The organism is Hydrogenophaga sp. IBVHS1 (assembly GCF_002127265.1).
Lineage (GTDB): Bacteria > Pseudomonadota > Gammaproteobacteria > Burkholderiales > Burkholderiaceae_C > Hydrogenophaga.
Genome location: NZ_NFUU01000001.1, coordinates 1,192,847 through 1,208,517 on the forward strand (window position 1 = coordinate 1,192,847; position 15,671 = coordinate 1,208,517).

Annotated in this window: 13 protein-coding genes; 3 read left to right on the top strand and 10 right to left on the bottom strand. The window is 66.0% G+C overall.

Annotated features, from left to right (window positions below):
* Window positions 1-4 precede the first annotated feature (4 nt).
* From CAP37_RS05770 to CAP37_RS05815, 10 genes are all read right to left on the bottom strand, one after another.
* On the bottom strand, window positions 5-1,732 hold the full coding sequence (locus CAP37_RS05770) for a tannase/feruloyl esterase family alpha/beta hydrolase (protein ID WP_086123302.1): 1,728 nt from the start codon (window positions 1,730-1,732) through the stop codon (window positions 5-7).
* Between the two features lie 30 nt (window positions 1,733-1,762).
* The gene (locus tag CAP37_RS05775) at window positions 1,763-2,497 is read right to left on the bottom strand and encodes an ABC transporter ATP-binding protein (protein WP_086123303.1); all 735 of its coding nucleotides are present in this window, start codon (window positions 2,495-2,497) and stop codon (window positions 1,763-1,765) included.
* A 1-nt stretch (window position 2,498) separates the two neighbouring features.
* A complete protein-coding gene (locus tag CAP37_RS05780) occupies window positions 2,499-4,268 on the bottom strand; it encodes an ATP-binding cassette domain-containing protein (protein ID WP_086123304.1) in 1,770 nt (589 codons plus the stop codon).
* 1 nt (window position 4,269) lies between these two features.
* Window positions 4,270-5,310 (bottom strand): branched-chain amino acid ABC transporter permease, encoded by a 1,041-nt coding sequence (locus tag CAP37_RS05785; protein ID WP_086123305.1) that lies wholly within the window; start codon window positions 5,308-5,310, stop codon window positions 4,270-4,272.
* Between the two features lie 150 nt (window positions 5,311-5,460).
* Window positions 5,461-6,594 (bottom strand): ABC transporter substrate-binding protein, encoded by a 1,134-nt coding sequence (locus tag CAP37_RS05790; protein ID WP_086123306.1) that lies wholly within the window; start codon window positions 6,592-6,594, stop codon window positions 5,461-5,463.
* Between the two features lie 55 nt (window positions 6,595-6,649).
* Window positions 6,650-7,069 carry a thioesterase family protein gene (locus tag CAP37_RS05795; protein ID WP_086123307.1) on the bottom strand — a complete coding sequence of 140 codons (420 nt, stop codon included), beginning with the start codon at window positions 7,067-7,069 and terminating at the stop codon, window positions 6,650-6,652.
* On the bottom strand, window positions 7,066-7,830 hold the full coding sequence (locus tag CAP37_RS05800) for an SDR family NAD(P)-dependent oxidoreductase (RefSeq protein WP_086123308.1): 765 nt from the start codon (window positions 7,828-7,830) through the stop codon (window positions 7,066-7,068). Before CAP37_RS05800 ends, CAP37_RS05795 begins: the two co-directional genes overlap by 4 nt.
* A gap of 16 nt (window positions 7,831-7,846) precedes the next feature.
* Entirely contained in the window at window positions 7,847-9,094 is a 1,248-nt protein-coding gene (locus tag CAP37_RS05805; protein WP_086123309.1) for a thiolase family protein, read from the bottom strand.
* Window positions 9,095-9,102: 8 nt separating this feature from the next.
* Window positions 9,103-10,956, bottom strand: coding sequence for a feruloyl-CoA synthase (locus tag CAP37_RS05810; RefSeq protein WP_086123310.1), 1,854 nt, complete (start codon window positions 10,954-10,956; stop codon window positions 9,103-9,105).
* A 4-nt stretch (window positions 10,957-10,960) separates the two neighbouring features.
* Window positions 10,961-11,749 carry a crotonase/enoyl-CoA hydratase family protein gene (locus tag CAP37_RS05815; protein ID WP_086123311.1) on the bottom strand — a complete coding sequence of 263 codons (789 nt, stop codon included), beginning with the start codon at window positions 11,747-11,749 and terminating at the stop codon, window positions 10,961-10,963.
* A 113-nt stretch (window positions 11,750-11,862) separates the two neighbouring features.
* Between CAP37_RS05815 and CAP37_RS05820 the strand changes: the two genes are divergently transcribed.
* From CAP37_RS05820 to CAP37_RS05830, 3 genes are read left to right on the top strand one after another with little or no spacing between them, the layout of a single operon-like run.
* Window positions 11,863-12,732: an amidohydrolase family protein gene (locus tag CAP37_RS05820; RefSeq protein ID WP_086123312.1), complete on the top strand. Its 870-nt coding sequence runs from the start codon at window positions 11,863-11,865 to the stop codon at window positions 12,730-12,732.
* Between the two features lie 10 nt (window positions 12,733-12,742).
* Window positions 12,743-14,581: an AMP-binding protein gene (locus CAP37_RS05825; RefSeq protein ID WP_086123313.1), complete on the top strand. Its 1,839-nt coding sequence runs from the start codon at window positions 12,743-12,745 to the stop codon at window positions 14,579-14,581.
* A gap of 49 nt (window positions 14,582-14,630) precedes the next feature.
* Window positions 14,631-15,671 carry a TRAP transporter substrate-binding protein gene (locus CAP37_RS05830; protein ID WP_086123314.1) on the top strand — a complete coding sequence of 347 codons (1,041 nt, stop codon included), beginning with the start codon at window positions 14,631-14,633 and terminating at the stop codon, window positions 15,669-15,671.

Here is a 15,671-nt window from a genome sequence, read left to right on the forward strand (position 1 = left end):
CGCTTCAGCGGCACGTGAAGCTGGATGCGCTTTCCACTGGTCCGCTGCCGTTGTAGTGCGCCACGCTCGGGTAGGCGCACAGCGGGCGGGTGCGGTTGGCGGACCAGTCGGCGGGCAGCTCCGCGTTCACGCCGCCCGCGTTGCCGGCGCCGCGTGCGCTGGCCGTCACGGCTTGAGGCGCCACGCCTTGTTCAACCCACTTCACCAGCGGGCCGAGCAGATCGAACTGGTCGGTGGCCGGGCCGCCGCTGCAGTGGTTCATGCCCGGCACCGGGAAGTAACGCGCGAAATCGTTGGCCTTGCCGTCTTGCGAGCGGTTCACGCGTTCGACCCACTGGCGCGTGTCCTCGGCGGAAAAGATTGCATCGCTCACGCCGTGGTAAAGCACCATCTTGGCGCCGCGCGCGCGCAGCGGCAGCAGGTTGTCGGGTTTCTCATGACCGGGCGGGCCCATGAGCGAGACGCCCGATTCGCGGTAGGTGTCGCTGGTGGCCGAAATGGCGGGCAGCAACGCGTCGATGCTGGCGCTGGAGAAGTTGACCGGGGCGGCCGGTGGCGCGGTGAAGATGGTGCCCACCGACAACGGGTCCAGAGCCACCGAGTTGACGAACTTCCACGTGGCCCAGTTGGAGCCGGCAATGCCAGGGTCGTTGGGAAATCCGCTGTAGATGGGCTGGCCGTTGCCCGCCTTGCCGCCGGCCTGCACTTCGGCCAGCGTGGCCTTCTGTGGCGCGGTGAGGCAGGCACCGTCGCGCGCGCCGGTGCAGGTGGGCACGTCGCGCACCAGGTTGAAGGCGGACTGGCATGCTTGCGTGGCCTGCACGAGCCCATCTTTCAGGCCGTCCAGCGCATCGCAGCGCTCGAGAATGGCGCGCGCCACGGTCTGGCGTTCTGGTGCGGTCAGCGCACTGCCGAGGTCCGGAATGTTGGCGTTGGGGTTGAGCGGGTGTTTCACCGCGGCACCCGGCGTGGCCTGCGGCATCCAGCGCTGCGCGCCCCACAGCTGCGCCAGTGCGGCGTTGGGCAGGCGGTAGCCGGGCGCGCCGATCAGGTAGCCGTCGTACTGGTCGCCCACTCGCGAGGCCGCCACCATCGCGTGGCGGCCGCCGTTGGAGCAGCCGCCGATGTAAGAGCGGTCGGGCGCTTTGCCGTAGGCGCTGGCGATCAAGGCCTTGGCCATGGGCGTGAGCTTGGCCACGGCCTGGTAGCCGTAGTCCAGCCGGGCCTGCGGCTCGAGGCCGAACACGGTCGTTTGCGCGCCGGTGTGGCCGGCGTCCGAGCTGATGACCGCAAAACCCTGCGCCAGCGCGCCGGTGATCGGGCCACCGCCGAGCGCGCCCTCGGCAGGTCGCACGGCGCCATCCAGCCCCCCGTTGCCCTGGTAGTAGAAGCGGCCGTTCCAGGCCTGCGGCAGGCGCATTTCAAAGCCGATCGCGTAGTCGCGGCCATCGCTGCCCTTGCGCTTGTGCATCTGGCCTTTCACGAGGCAGTGCGCGGCCACCGGCTGGCCGGCCAGCATGAGGCCGCCCGTGGCCACGGTGACGGCGGAATCGATCACCGTCTGTTCAAAGCGGAACTGGTTCACCAGCGCGTCGCACTGGTTCAGGGTGGCGCCCACCGCAGCCCTTAACGGCGCAGGCGTGGGAACCATGGGGCTGGTACTGCAGGCCACCAAGGCGAGGCCCATGGCAGCAGGCAAGGCGAAGCGGGCAACGGATGCGGGGTTCTTCATGTTGTGTCTCCTCTGGGGCCGAACAAAATATCAGGCGCTCTGGCGCGCCGTGCCAAGGTAGGTCTCGATCACGCGCGGGTCGCTGGCGAGTTCGCGCGCGGGGCCCTGGGCGCTGAGTTCGCCCATCTCCAGCACGTAGCCGTGGTCGGCCACCTGCAGCGCCGCGCGCGCGTTCTGTTCCACGAGCACGATGGTCACGCCGGTCTGGCGCAGGCGTTCGATGATCGCGAAGATCTCGCGCACGATCAGCGGGGCCAGGCCCAGGCTGGGCTCGTCAAGCATGAGCAGGTCGGGGCTGGACATGAGGGCGCGGCCCACGGCCAGCATCTGGCGCTCGCCGCCCGACAGCGTGCCGGCCAGTTGCGCGCGGCGTTCCTGCAGGCGCGGGAAGATGCCATACACGTCGTCGAGCTTGCTGCGCCATTTCGCATTGCCCATGCGCATCTGGCGAAAGCCGCCGAGCAGCAGGTTGTCTTCCACCGGCATGGTGCCGAAGAGTTCGCGCTTCTCGGGCACCAGCGCCATGCCGTTCATCACGCGCTCCTCGAGCGTGAGCCGGGTGATGTCTTGCCCGCGGAATTCGATCGTCCCCTGGCCGGGCAGGATGCCCATGAGCGTGTTGAGCAAGGTGGACTTGCCCGCGCCGTTGGGGCCGATGACGGTGATCACGCCGCCGGGCAGGGCTTCGATGTCGATGCCGTGCAGAACCTCGGCGCGGCCGTAGCCGGCGCGCAGGCCCTTGACTTGAAGAATGGGTGTGGTCATGTCAATGCTCCGTGCCGAGGTAGGCCGCACGCACCTTCGGGTCCTGCTGCACCTGCGCGGGCGGTCCCTGGGTGAGCAGCGTGCCGAACTCCATCACCACCAGGTGGTCGCATATCTGCATCACCAGGTCCATGTCGTGTTCCACCAGCAGAATGCTCATGCCCTCGCTCTTGAGCTGGCGCAGCACGCCGACCAGGGCCTGCTTCTCCTGGTAGCGCAGACCGGCGGCAGGTTCATCGAGCAGCAGCAGGGTGGGATCGGCGCTGAGTGCGCGCGCAATCTCCATCAGGCGCTGTGGGCCCATGGCCAGGTTGCCGGCCTGCTCGTGCAGGTACTCGCCCATGCCGATGCGCTCGAGCTGGCGTTGCGCCTCACGGAAGAGTTGCTTTTCCTCACCCTGGTTGGCGCGCAGCATGGCCGGGAGCACGCCCTTGGTGCCGCGCGTGTGCGCGCCGAGCGCCACGTTTTCCAGCACCGTCATGTCGGGAATCATCTTCACGTGCTGAAAGGTGCGCGCCATGCCCATCTGCGCAATCTCCCGCGAGGGCTTGCCGATGACGTTGCCGCCCTGGAACATCACCTGCCCGCTGGTGGCTGGCAGCACGCCGGTGATGAGGTTGAAGGTGGTGGACTTGCCCGCGCCGTTGGGACCGATCAGGCCGACGATCTGGCCCGAGTGAATCTGGAAGCTGATGTCGTTCACGGCGATCAGTCCACCAAACTGCATGCGTGCCTTCTGCACGTCCAGCACCAGCTCGCCGGAGGCGGGCCGGGCGCGCGCGGGCAGGGCAGGGGCGCTCTGCCAGTCGACCTTGCGCGGCGGCTTGGGCATGTGGCGTCCCACCAGCGACCACAGGCCATCGGGCAGGTACTTGAGCACCACCACCAGCGCGATGCCGAAGACGATCACTTCATAGCTTCCACTGGTGCCGATGAGCTTGGGCAGCAGCACCTGCAGCTGGTCTTCGAGCACACGAATGAGCCCGGCACCGACGATGGCGCCCCACACATGGCCCACGCCGCCGATCACCGCCATGAACAGGTACTCGATGCCCATCTTCAGGCCAAAGGCCGAGGGGTTGACCGTGCGCTGGAAGTGCGCGAGCAGCCAGCCCGCCACCGAGGCGAGCACGGCCGCCAGCACGAAGATGGTGACTTTGTAGCGGAAGGTGCTGATGCCCATGGCCTCGGCCATCTGCGAACCATTCCTGAGGGAGCGAATCGCCCGACCCGCGCGCGAATCGAGCAGATGCAGCATGGCGGCCACGAAGGCGAGCAGGATCACCCAGGTGAGCACGAAGAAAGCTCGGCCCTGGCCGATGTCGAACCCGCCAATGGACAGGCTCTTGATGCCGAGCAGCCCGTCGTACTTGCCGAGTGCATCGAGGTTGCCCATGAGGTAGTACAGCGACAGGCCCCAGGCGATGGTGGCGAGCGGCAGATAGTGGCCCGACATGCGCAGCGTGATCAAGCCGACCACCAGCGCACTGCCGGCGGTGAGACCCACGCCGATGAACAGCGTGAGCCACGGGGACATGCCGAGGTTCAGCGTGAGCCACGCCGTGGTGTAAGCGCCGATGCCGACGAAAGCCGCCTGCCCGAACGAAGTGAGACCACCCACACCCGTGAGCAGGATCAGACCCAGCACGGTCATGCTGTACATGCCGATGTAGTTGAGCTGCGTGATCCAGAAATCGGGCAGCGGCAGCACGGCGATCAGGGGGATCGCCAGCGCCAGGATCAGCAGGCCGAAGTTTTGCAGTTTCGGCATGTCAGTGGTCCTCGTCGGAATGCTTGCTGCGCAGGGACCTGAACAGCAGGACGGGGAGAATCAGGGTGAACACAATCACTTCCTTGAAGGCACTGGCCCAGAACGAACCGAAGGCTTCGATCACGCCCACGCCCAGCGCCGCGATGAGCGCGCCCGGGTAGCTCGCGAGGCCTGCGGCCACAGCGGCCACAAAACCTTTCAGGCCGATGAGGAAACCGGAGTCGTAGAACACGGTGGTGGTGGGGCCGATGAGCAGGCCGGATAGCGCGCCGATGAACGCCGCCATGGTCATGGTGAGCTGGCCCGATGCCTGCGACGAAATGCCCATGAGGCGCGCGCCGGTGCGGTTCACGGCAATGGCTCGCAGCGCCTTGCCGCGCAGCGAGCGCTCGAAGTACAGCCAGAGCATGACGATCAGCGCCACGGTGGCGGCGAAGGTGATGATGGCCTGGCCCGACAGCATGACCGGGCCGACGGTGAAGCGCTGTTCCCAGAACGCAGTATTGCGGAAGCCCTCAGCACCGAAGAACAGCAGGCCCAGGCCAGTCATGGCGAAGTGCACGCCGACCGAAACGATCAGCAGCACCAAGGGTGTGGCGCTCTCCAGCGACTGGTAGGCCACACGGTAGACCAGCGGCCCGTAGACCGTGACCACCGCCACGCTGAGCGCGGCCTGCACCCAGAGCGGGAAGAGTTGTGGCGCGGCCCAGATGGCCACAATCGAGACCAGCACGGGCAACACCAGGGTGCGGCCTGCGGCCTTGAGTGCGGGCAACACCGAGCGCTGGTGGCGCCAGCGCTCGGCAAGCTCCATCAACGCGGCCACACCGGCCAGCAGCAACAGCAACCACACAGTGCCGGGCACCTTGCCGGTCTGAAAGATGGCCAGGGTCAGCGCGCCGTACGCGACGAACTCACCCTGGGGAATGAAGATGATCCGGGTGACAGTGAACACCAGGACGATGGCGAGCCCCAGCAGCGCGTACACCGCGCCGTTGGTCAAGCCGTCCAGCAACAAAATGCTGGCGATCGAAAAGTCCATGAAAAGCCTTAACGAAAAGAAGAAGCGCTCTTGAGATCAGGGGCACCAAGGGTCCGGCTCCGCCGGCCCGAGATGCCGTCCCCCCTCCCAGCGCCAAAGGCGCGCAAGAGAGGGGGAAGCCGCGTCAGCGGCGCAGGGGGGTGCTCCGAATCACTCGACCTTGAATTTGCCGTCGACCACTTTCAGCATCACACCCGTTTCATTGGTGTAGCCCCAGTGGTCATCCTTGGTCCAGTTCATCACGCCGTGCGAGAACACGGTGCGGCCCATCGTTTCGAAGGCGTCACGCAGGCCGGCGCGGAACTCGGGCGTGCCGGGCTTGCCGCTCTTGAGGGCGATCGGAACGGCCTTGTTCAGGGCGATGGCGGCGTCGTAGCTGTGGCCGGCAAACTGGTTGCGCGTGCCGGGGCCCATGGCCTTCTCGTAGTTGGTGACGAAGTCCACCGCCAGCTTCTTGGACGGGTGGTTTTCTGGCAACTGCTCGGCGATCACGGCCGGGCCGGAGACCACGAAGGAACCTTCCACATCCTTGCCACCAATACGCACCAGATCGGGCGTAGCGGCCGCGTGGGTCTGGTAGATCTTGCCCTTGTAGCCGCGCTCCACGATGGCCTTGTGCGGCATGGCGGCGCCGGAGCCGGAAGCCACCACCAGGATCGCGTCGGGGTTGGCCGAGCTGAGCTTGAGGGCCTGCGGCGTCACGCTGGTGTCGGCGCGCGCGAAGCGCTCGGCGGCCAGCACCTTCATGCCGGCCTTCTCGGCCAGTGGCGTGATCGCCTTGAGCCAGAGCTCGCCATAGGCGTCGGTGTAGCCCAGGAAGCCGATGGTCTTGATGTTCTGCTTCTTCATGTGCTCGACCATGGCATAGGCCATCACGTCGTTGCCCTGCGGCAGGCGGAACATCCAGTGGTCTGCGCCCGGGGGCACGCCCACTGGCGAAGCGGCCAGTTGCACCGTCTTGGCTTCGGTGACCACCGGGGTCATGGCGGCCGCCACCGGGGTCAGGCACGAGCCGATGATCAGATCGACCTTGTCTTCGGTCACGAAGCGGCGGGCGTTGGCAGCGCCCTTGCCCGGATCGCTCGCGTCGTCGAGGATGATGAGGTTCACCTTCTCACCCGCGATGGTTTGCGGGAACAGCTTGAGCTGGTTCTGCATGGGAATGCCCAGGCCGGAACCCGGGCCCGTGAGCGAAAGGCTCACACCGATGTTGATGTCGGCCAGCGCGGCGGTGGTGGCCAGCGCCGTGACGGCGGCGGCGATGAGGGTCTTGACGATTTTCACGGGGATGTCTCCTTCTGGGTGGTGGTGAGAAACGGAACGGGCAGGAAAAGGGGTATCAGGAACACAGGGCCTTGATGTCTTCAGGCACGGGGATCGCCTTGATGCGTTCGGGCGCCTCCGGCGGGTGAATCACGAACGCGCGCGTCTCGGTGCCTTCGCACAGCAGGTCGTCGCCGCGCTTCACCACGTGCCTGTGCATGAACACCTTCTCGCGCCACTCGGTCACGCTGGTGTGGATCTGCAGGCGTTCGCCATAGGTGGCGGGGCGAATGAACTTGGTGTGAATCTCCAGCAAGGGCGTGCCGACGATGCCGCGCGTCTTGACCAGTTCACGCCAGGGCGGCACGCCGCACTGCATGAAGAAGTTCAGAGAAGAAGCGTCCATCCACTTGGAGAAGTTGGGGAAGAACACGATACCGGCGGGGTCGCAGTCGCCGAACATCACGTCCACCTCGAAGATCACGGTCTTGCTCATCGGGGTGCCATGCGCAAGGCGCCGTCGAGGCGGATCACTTCGCCGTTGAGGTGCGTGTTGGTGACGATGTGCGCGGCGAGTTGAGCGAACTCTTCAGGCTTGCCCAGGCGTGGCGGGAACGGGATGCTGGCCGCCAGAGAGGCCTGCACCGGCTCGGGCAGTTGTTTCATCAGGGGTGTGCTGAAGAGCCCCGGTGCGATGGTGCACACGCGGATGCCGTGCTGCGCCAGATCGCGTGCCATGGGCAGCGTCATGCCCACCAGACCGCCCTTCGATGCACTGTAGGCCTGCTGGCCCACCTGGCCGTCGAAAGCGGCCACGCTGGCGGTGAAGATCATCACACCGCGTTCGCCGTCTTCCAGCGGATCGAGCTTCGCGCAGGCGGCGGCAAACAGGCGGCTGGCGTTGTAGGTGCCGATCAGGTTGACGTTGATGACTTTCGCAAAGTCTTCCAGCGGTGCGGCGTTGCCGTCCTTGCCCACCACGCGCTTGGCGCTGCCGATGCCGGCGATGTTCATCAGGATGCGGGCCGCGCCGTGGGCAGCGGCTGCGCCGTCGATGGCGGCCTGGAGGCTTTCGGTGTTCGTGATGTCGCACGCGAAGGCCGCGCCACCGATGTCGGCCGCCACGCGCTTCGCGTTCTCGAGGTTCACGTCGAGCACGGCAACCTTCGCGCCCAGGCGGGCCAGTTCGCGCGCAGTGGCTTCACCGAGACCCGAGCCACCACCGGTGACGAGGGCGGCGTGTCCTTGAATGTTCATGTCGTGTGTTCCTTGTTCATGCTTCTGGGTTTTCAATCAGCAGGGCGATGCCCTGGCCGCCGCCCACGCAGGCGCTGGAGATGCCGTAGCGGATGCCGCTGCGCTGCAGTTCGCGCGCCAGCGTGAGCGTGAGACGAACGCCCGTGGCGGCGAGTGGGTGGCCGAGTGCAATGGCGCCGCCGTTGACGTTGAGTCGGTCCAGATCCATACCCAGCTCGCGCGCCACGGCCAGGGTTTGTGCGCCCTGCGCTTCGTTCACTTCAAAGCGGCCGATATCGGCCAGCTTCAGGCCGGTGCGTTCCAGCAGCAAACGGATGGCCGGCGCCGGGCCGATGCCCATGATCTCTGGCGGTACGCCCACGGCGGCGGCGGCCACCACCCGCGCCAGCGGTTGTTTGCCCTGCGCTTTGGCATAGGTGCCCGAACTCACCACGCAAGCCGCTGCCGCGTCCACCAGCGCCGAGCTGTTGCCACCGGTCTGCACGCCGCCGTCGAACACGGCTTTCAGTTTTGCCAGCACCTCCACGGGCGAGATGCGCGGGTGTGTGTCGGTGGCGACCTCGGTGAGCTTGCCCTGCAGGCGAATGCCGCGCGGCTTGTAGCCCTCCAGCTCGAACTTCTCGCTGATCACCGGCACGATCTCGCCCGCGAGGAAGCCGCTGGCCTGGGCGGCCACCGCCCGGGCGAACGAGCTGGAGGCGAACGCGTCCACGTCTTCGCGAGAGATGCCGTATTTCTTCGCCAGGTTCTCGGCGGTCTGGATCATGTTGATGCCGGCCGCCGGGTCTTTCAGCGCTTCCCACATGTAGTCTTTGAAGCCCACGGGCGCACCGAGCTTGAAGCCGGTGCGGTGGTCGAAGGCGGCAATGGGGTTGCGCGTCATGCTCTCGGTGCCCACCACCAGCGCAGCGTCGCACGCGCCGCCTTGAATGTGTTCGCCCGCCTGGCGGAACAGCTCGAAGCCGGTGCCGCAGATGCGCTGCGCCATGAGGGCCGGCACCTCCACTGGCACACCGGCGTAGAGGCCGATGTGGCGCGGCAGGAAGAACTGGTCGAAATCACCCGGTGCCATGTTGCCGGTGACCACCGAGCCAATGTGCTCGCCCGGCACACCGGCGCGTGCCAGTGCCTCGCGTGCCGCCTTGATGCCCAGATCGGTGGGTGAAATGTGGCCGAGTGCACCGCAGTAGTCGACCATGGGCGTGCGCACGCCGTCGAGCAGCCAGACGTCGTCGAATGCGTTAAAGAATCCTCTGGAAGCCATGTCGTGTCTTATTCAGGTTTCAGGATCGCGTGGAGCGTGCCGTCGTGCAGGTGCTCCACGGTTTCGGCGCGGTGGGTGAGCACGGCGCGCTGGTTGATCGACCCTTTGTCGGTAATCTCGCCGCGGTCGATGGTGGGCGGGTCGGCCAGCAGGCACAGGCGCGCTATGCGGCTGGCACTGCCGGTGGCGGTCTTGGCCAGTTCGTTGACCACGCGCTGGAAGTGCGCGAGCACCGGTGCGCTGTTGAGCACGTCGTGCATCGGGGCGTCGGCCGGCATGCCGCTGAGTGCGCGCACGGCGCCGGTGGGGAATACCATGGCGCCCACCTCTTTCATGTTCAGGCCGGTGAGCACCACGTCCTGGATGTAGGGCGCACCTGCGGCAATGATTTTTGCGCGCAGTGGGCCCACGCTGACAAAGGTGCCGGTTGCGAGCTTGAAGTCTTCGGCAATGCGGCCGTCGAACTTCAGGCCCTGGTGGATGTCGGTCTCATCGATCCACTTCACCGCGTCGCCGGTCTTGAAGAAACCTTCTTCGTCAAACGAATCGGCGGTTTCTGCCGGCATGCGCCAGTAGCCGGGCGTGATGTTCGGTCCCTTGTAGCGCACCTCGGTCTTGCCTTCGGTATCGACCAGTTTGAGCACCAGGCCCGTCGTGGGCAGGCCCAGGTCCCCGGCCTTCACGTTGGGGCTGGTGACGAAAATGCCGAACGGGCTGGATTCCGTCATGCCCAGGCCAGTGCCCATCACGATGCGTTCCCCGATCTCCTGCTCCTGCGCCGAGTGCAGGGCGTCCCAGACCGGCTGCGCCAGCGCGGCGCCGGCGTAGAAGAACATCTGTACGCGCGAGAGCAGCGTCTTGCGCAGGGCTTCGTCGTTCTTCATCGCGTTGGCAATTGCCTCGAACCCGGTCGGCACGTTGAAGTACACCGTGGGTGCGATCTCGCGCAGGTTGCGCAGCGTCTCGGCCATGAGCGCGGGCGTGGGCTTGCCGTCGTCGATGTAGAGCGTGCCGCCATGGAAGATCACCATGCCGAAGTTGTGGTTGCCGCCAAAGGTGTGGTTCCAGGGCAGCCAGTCCACCAGCACCAGCGGCACCTCGGCCAGCACCGGCATGGATTCGCTCATCTGCTGCTGGTTGGCGCACCACATGCGCTGTGTGTTGATCACCGCCTTGGGCATCTTGGTGGAGCCCGAGGTGAACAGGAACTTGGCAATGGTGTCCGGCCCTGTGGCTGCCTGCGCGGCGTCCACCGCGGGCGTGGGCTCGGTCGCCAGCAGCGCGGCAAACGGCGTGGTGGTGCGGCCAGGCACCGTGCCTTCGGTGGTCACCAGCTCCACGCTGTTGTCCAGCGTGGCCAGCATCGCGCGCCCGTAGCGGTTCGCATCGCTCGCGAACACGAGGCCGGGCGTCAGCGTCTTCACCACGTGGTGCAGCTTGTCGAAATCCTGACTGATGAGCGAGTAGGGCGGCGAGGTGGGACAGTAGGCCACGCCGGCGTACAGGCAGCCCAGCGCGAGCAGCGCGTGTTCCAGGTCGTTCTCGCTCAGGATCAGCACCGGGCGCTCGGCCGACAGGCCACGGTTCAGCAGACCCTGGCCAATGCGGCGCGCCGCATCGAGCGCCTGGGCAAACGTGATGTGACGCCAGTCGCCCGTGGTGCCATCGGCGTTCTTCACCCGGCGAGCGAACACGGTCTGGTCGGGGCGCTCCTTCGCCCAGTGGATCAGGCGGTCGGTGATGCGCTCGGGAAACGGGCCCAGGTCTTTGGCGGCACTGAGGTAGTGCACACCTTCGTGGCCATCGCGCAGCACAGCCTGCGTGACGCCGAACTTCAGGGGGCGGTACTTTGCTGCGGTCATGGCTTCAATCCTTGCTGACCTTGGCCGCACGGCCTTCCAGGAAATCGCGCACACGGGCTTTCGCCTCGGGTGCGTTCTGCACGATCGCCGCCATCAGCGCTTCGGTGAAGAAGCCCTGGTCGGCCGGTTGTTCGGCGATCCGCGGCAGCGCGTGCATCAGCGCGTAGTTGGTCAGTGGTGCGTTGCTGGCAATGCGCGTGGCCAGCTCCAGAGCCTTGTCGAGCGCGGTGCCGGTCGGCACCAGGTACTGCATGAGGCCGATGCGCTCGGCGTCAACGGCCTTGTAGACGCGGCCGGTGAACATCATGTCGGCCATGCGTGCGGCGCCGATCAGGCGTGGAATGCGCACCGAGCCGCCACCGCCCACGAAGATGCCGCGCGAGCCTTCGGGCAGCGCGAAGAAGGAGGACTCGTCGGCCACGCGGATGTGGCAGGCGCTTGCCAGCTCGAGGCCACCGCCCACCACCGCGCCGTGCAGCGCGGCCACCACGGGCACCGGGCCGGACTGCACGCAGTCCAGCGCGGCATGCCACATGCGCGAATGGTGCAGGCCCTCGCCCGCATCGCGCTCGCTCAGTTCAGAGAGGTCGAGGCCGGCGCAGAAGTGGTCGCCAGAGCCGTGGATCACGGCCGCGCGCACGCCATGCGGCATGCCCTGGAAAATGTCGCGCAGCGCGAGAATCAGGCCGTCGTTGAGCGCATTTCGCTTGGCGGGCCGGTTCAGCGTGATGACGGCGATTTCAGACGAAGCGCCTTGCAGGCTCAGCGTGATGTCGTTGGAATGGATGGGCATGGCAAGGGTTGTTGGGCTTGAAGTGGCTTTGCATTATTGTTATAAACAATAACCAAAACAAGCACACCGGTCGAAAACCGACCCCGTGTTTACCCTAGGTTTCTGGAGACAAGATGGACCACAAGAACCTCATCGCGATCGACATCCACACCCACGCCGAAGTGAGCTGCCGCAACCCGTTCGACAGCTACGGCGAGGAGTACGACCGCGCGGCCGACAAGTACTTTGGCAGCAACCGCCGGCCCACCATTGCCGAGACCATTGCCTACTACCGCGAACGCAAGATCGGCCTGGTGATGTTCACCGTGGACAGCGAGGCCCAACTGGGTCGCAGGCGCATTCCCAACGAGGAAATTGCGCAGGCCGCGCGCGAAAACAGCGACATGATGATTGCCTTCGCCAGCATCGATCCGCACAAGGGAAAAATGGGTGCGCGCGAGGCCGAGCGCCTGATCAGGGAAGAGGGTGTGAAGGGCTTCAAGTTCCATCCCACGGTGCAGGGCTACCACCCGTACGACAAGATGGCCTGGCCGATCTACGAGGTGATCAACGCGCACAAGCTGCCGACGATTTTTCACACCGGCCACAGCGGCATCGGCTCGGGCATGCGCTGCGGTGGCGGCCTGCGGCTGGAGTACAGCAACCCCATGCACCTGGACGACGTGGCGATCGATTTCCCCGACATGCAGATCGTCATGGCGCACCCCAGTTTCCCGTGGCAGGACGAGGCGCTGAGCGTGGCGACGCACAAACCCAATGTGTGGATCGATCTCTCGGGCTGGAGCCCGAAGTACTTCCCCAAGCAACTGGTGCAGTACGCCAACACGCTGCTCAAGGACCGCATTCTTTTTGGCAGCGACTACCCACTGATCACGCCCGAGCGCTGGATGAAAGACTTCGAGGTTGCTGGCTTCAAGCCGGAGGTGATGCCCGGCATCCTCAAGGGCAATGCCGTGCGACTGCTGGGCCTGGACGTGCAGTGATCGCTGCGCCATGCAAGCCTTCACCACGCTCGCCGACATCGAACACCTGGAGCGCAACGTGCGCGCCCTGGTGGCCCCGCACCGCAGCCCGTATGCCCTGATTCGCGCTGCTGCGCTGCGTTTCCCCGCGCGTGAGGCACTCACCTTCCTGCCCGATGCCGGTTTGGACACGCCCCCGCGCCGCACCACCTACCGCGCGCTGCTGGCCGGTATTCATCGGGCGGCCAACCTGTTTCGTGCCATGGGCGTGGGGCCGGACGACGCGGTCGCCGTGCTCGCGCCCAACACGCCCGAGGCGCATGTGGTGCTCTGGGGCGCGGAGCTTGCCGGCCGGGTCTGCCCCATCAACTACCTGCTCCAGCCCGAACACATTGCCGCGCTGCTCAAGGCCGCCAATGCGAAGGTGCTGGTGGCGCTGGGCCCCAACGACGAGCTGGCGGTGTGGCCGGTGGCCGAGCGCGTGGTGCAGCACCATGCCGTGCCGTTGTTGCAGATTCGCGCCAGCGCACGCACCGAACCCGGCGTGCCGGTGCTGCAGGACCAGATGGCGCTGATGGCCGATGAACTCGCGTTCGACCCCGACCTGAACCCCGACCGCGTGGTGGCGTTGTTTCACACCGGCGGCACCACCGGTGCGCCCAAGCTGGCGCAGCACACGCAAGGCAACGAGGCACACACCGCGTGGTTCGCTCACGCGTTCTACGACATGGACGAGCGCGCGGTGGAAATCAACGGTTTCCCGCTGTTCCACGTGGCGGGCGCCTTTGTGTATGGGTTGGCGCTGCTGGCTATTGGCGCGCGCCAGGTGTTGCCCACGCTCACCGGCATGCGCAACACCGCCTTCGTGCAGGCCTACTGGAAGTTCTGTGAACGCGAGCGCGTGACCCACCTGGCCTGTGTGCCCACCGTGCTCGCCAGCTTGCTTGGCGTGCCCATCGACGCCGATGTGAAGAGCGTGCGCGCCGCCTACACCGGTGGCTCGCCACTGCCGGCCGAACTGGCGCAGCGCTTCGAGAAAGCCACCGGCATTCCGGTGCGCAACATCCTGGGCATGACGGAATGCGCCGGGCTGGTGAGCATCGAACCGCTGCGCGGCCCGCGCACCCCGGGTTCGGCTGGGCTGCGTCTTCCCTACACCGAGGTGCTTGCCGTGCCCTGGCGCGACGGCGCCGCGCAGCTGGGCGAGCGCTGCGCACCGGGTGAAACTGGTGTACTGGTGCTGCGCGGGCCCCACGTGAGCCCGGGCTACACCGATGCCGCGCGCAATGCGGGCATGTTCGAGCAAGGGTGGATCGTCTCTGGTGACCTCGGTCATATCGACCCTGCGGGGCGAATCCACATCACCGGCCGCGCCAAAGACGTGATCATCCGCGGCTCGCACAACATCGATCCGGCCCTGGTGGAAGACGCCTTTCTGGCACACCCGGCGGTGGCCATGTGTGCGGTGGTCGCCGAGCCCGATGCATACGCGGGCGAGGTTCCGGTGGCGTTTGTCACCCTCAAGCCGGGTGCGCAGATAGCGCCCGAAGAACTGCTGGCTGCGGTGGCGCCCACAGTTTACGAGCGGCCTGCGGTGCCGAAGCGCGTGGTGCTGCTTGCTGCGCTGCCAGTGACCGCCATCGGCAAGGTGTTCAAGCCGGAGCTGCGCCTGCGTGCCATTGAAATCAAGCTGCAGGAAGCGCTGCGCGACTGGGCACCGGGCATGAACGCCAGCGTGCGCGCCTTTGAACAAGGCGGGCGCCAGCGGACGGTGATCGAACTGCCCGGGCCGCGTGATACCGCCCTGCATGAACGACTGCTGCACGGCCTTGCAGCCATGGCGGTGGATGTGGACATTCGTTTCAGCTGAGAAGGCACTTCAGCCTTCTGTTTTTTTCAACCCAACCGGAGACCAACCCATGACAAGATTCAACCGCCGCGCCGCATTGATGGCACTCAGTGGCCTGGCCGCCGCCACCTTCTCAGGCAGCGCGCTGGCCCAGCAGACGATCACACTGCGCCTGCACCAGTTCCTCCCGGGCCAGGCCCCGATTCCCTCGCGCGCCATTGCGCCCTGGGCGAAGAAGATCGAAACCGATTCGGGCGGTCGCATCAAGGTGCAGATTTTCAACGCCATGCAGCTTGGCGGCACGCCACCGCAGTTGTTCGATCAGGCGCGTGACGGCGTTGCCGACATCACCTGGACCGTGCTCGGCTACACGCCGGGTCGGTTCAACAAGGCCGAGGTGTTCGAGTTGCCGTTCATGAGCGGCTCGGCCGAGCAGTCATCGCGCGCGTTCCAGGAGTACGTGGAGAAGTTCGCTGCCGACGAGTTCAAGGACGTCAAGCTGCTGGCGGTGCACACGCACGGCCCAGGCCTCTTTCACACCAAGACGCCGGTGACCGGCCTGGAAAGCCTGCGTGGCATGAAGATCCGGGGCGGTTCGCGCGTGATCAACAACATGCTGGTGAAACTCGGCGCCACCCCCGTGGGCATGCCGGTGCCGGCGGTGACGGACGCACTCTCCAAGGGCACCATCGATGGCACGACCATTCCTTGGGAAGTGACGCCTTCGCTCAAGGTGACCGAGCTGGTGAAGAACCACACCACCTTCGCAGGCGCGACCGGTCTCTACACCCAGACGTTCGCGTTCTCGATGAACAAAGGGTCCTACGACAAGCTGCCGGCCGACCTGAAGAAGGTGATCGACGACAACTCGGGCATTGAAACCGCGGCGCTGTTTGGCCGCGCGATGGACGAGGGCGACAAGATGGGCCGCGAGATCGCCGAGAAAGCGAAGAACAACATCGTGGCGCTCGACATCGCCGAAACCCAGCGGTGGCGCCGCACGGCCGGTGCGGTGGAAACCGACTGGATCAACGAGATGAAGGGCAAGAACATCGATGGAGCGAAGCTGGTGTCGGAAGCTCGCGCGCTGATTGCCAAGTACGCAAAATGA

Excerpts from the sequence above, each read along its gene's own strand:
- CAP37_RS05770 (WP_086123302.1), bottom strand. The coding sequence starts at position 1,732 with ATGAAGAACCCCGCATCCGTTGCCCGCTTCGCCTTGCCTGCTGCCATG.
- CAP37_RS05775 (WP_086123303.1), bottom strand. The coding sequence starts at position 2,497 with ATGACCACACCCATTCTTCAAGTCAAGGGCCTGCGCGCCGGCTACGGC.
- CAP37_RS05780 (WP_086123304.1), bottom strand. The coding sequence starts at position 4,268 with ATGCCGAAACTGCAAAACTTCGGCCTGCTGATCCTGGCGCTGGCGATC.
- CAP37_RS05785 (WP_086123305.1), bottom strand. The coding sequence starts at position 5,310 with ATGGACTTTTCGATCGCCAGCATTTTGTTGCTGGACGGCTTGACCAAC.
- CAP37_RS05795 (WP_086123307.1), bottom strand. The coding sequence starts at position 7,069 with ATGAGCAAGACCGTGATCTTCGAGGTGGACGTGATGTTCGGCGACTGC.
- CAP37_RS05800 (WP_086123308.1), bottom strand. The coding sequence starts at position 7,830 with ATGAACATTCAAGGACACGCCGCCCTCGTCACCGGTGGTGGCTCGGGT.
- CAP37_RS05805 (WP_086123309.1), bottom strand. The coding sequence starts at position 9,094 with ATGGCTTCCAGAGGATTCTTTAACGCATTCGACGACGTCTGGCTGCTC.
- CAP37_RS05810 (WP_086123310.1), bottom strand. The coding sequence starts at position 10,956 with ATGACCGCAGCAAAGTACCGCCCCCTGAAGTTCGGCGTCACGCAGGCT.
- CAP37_RS05815 (WP_086123311.1), bottom strand. The coding sequence starts at position 11,749 with ATGCCCATCCATTCCAACGACATCACGCTGAGCCTGCAAGGCGCTTCG.
- CAP37_RS05820 (WP_086123312.1), top strand. The coding sequence starts at position 11,863 with ATGGACCACAAGAACCTCATCGCGATCGACATCCACACCCACGCCGAA.
- CAP37_RS05825 (WP_086123313.1), top strand. The coding sequence starts at position 12,743 with ATGCAAGCCTTCACCACGCTCGCCGACATCGAACACCTGGAGCGCAAC.
- CAP37_RS05830 (WP_086123314.1), top strand. The coding sequence starts at position 14,631 with ATGACAAGATTCAACCGCCGCGCCGCATTGATGGCACTCAGTGGCCTG.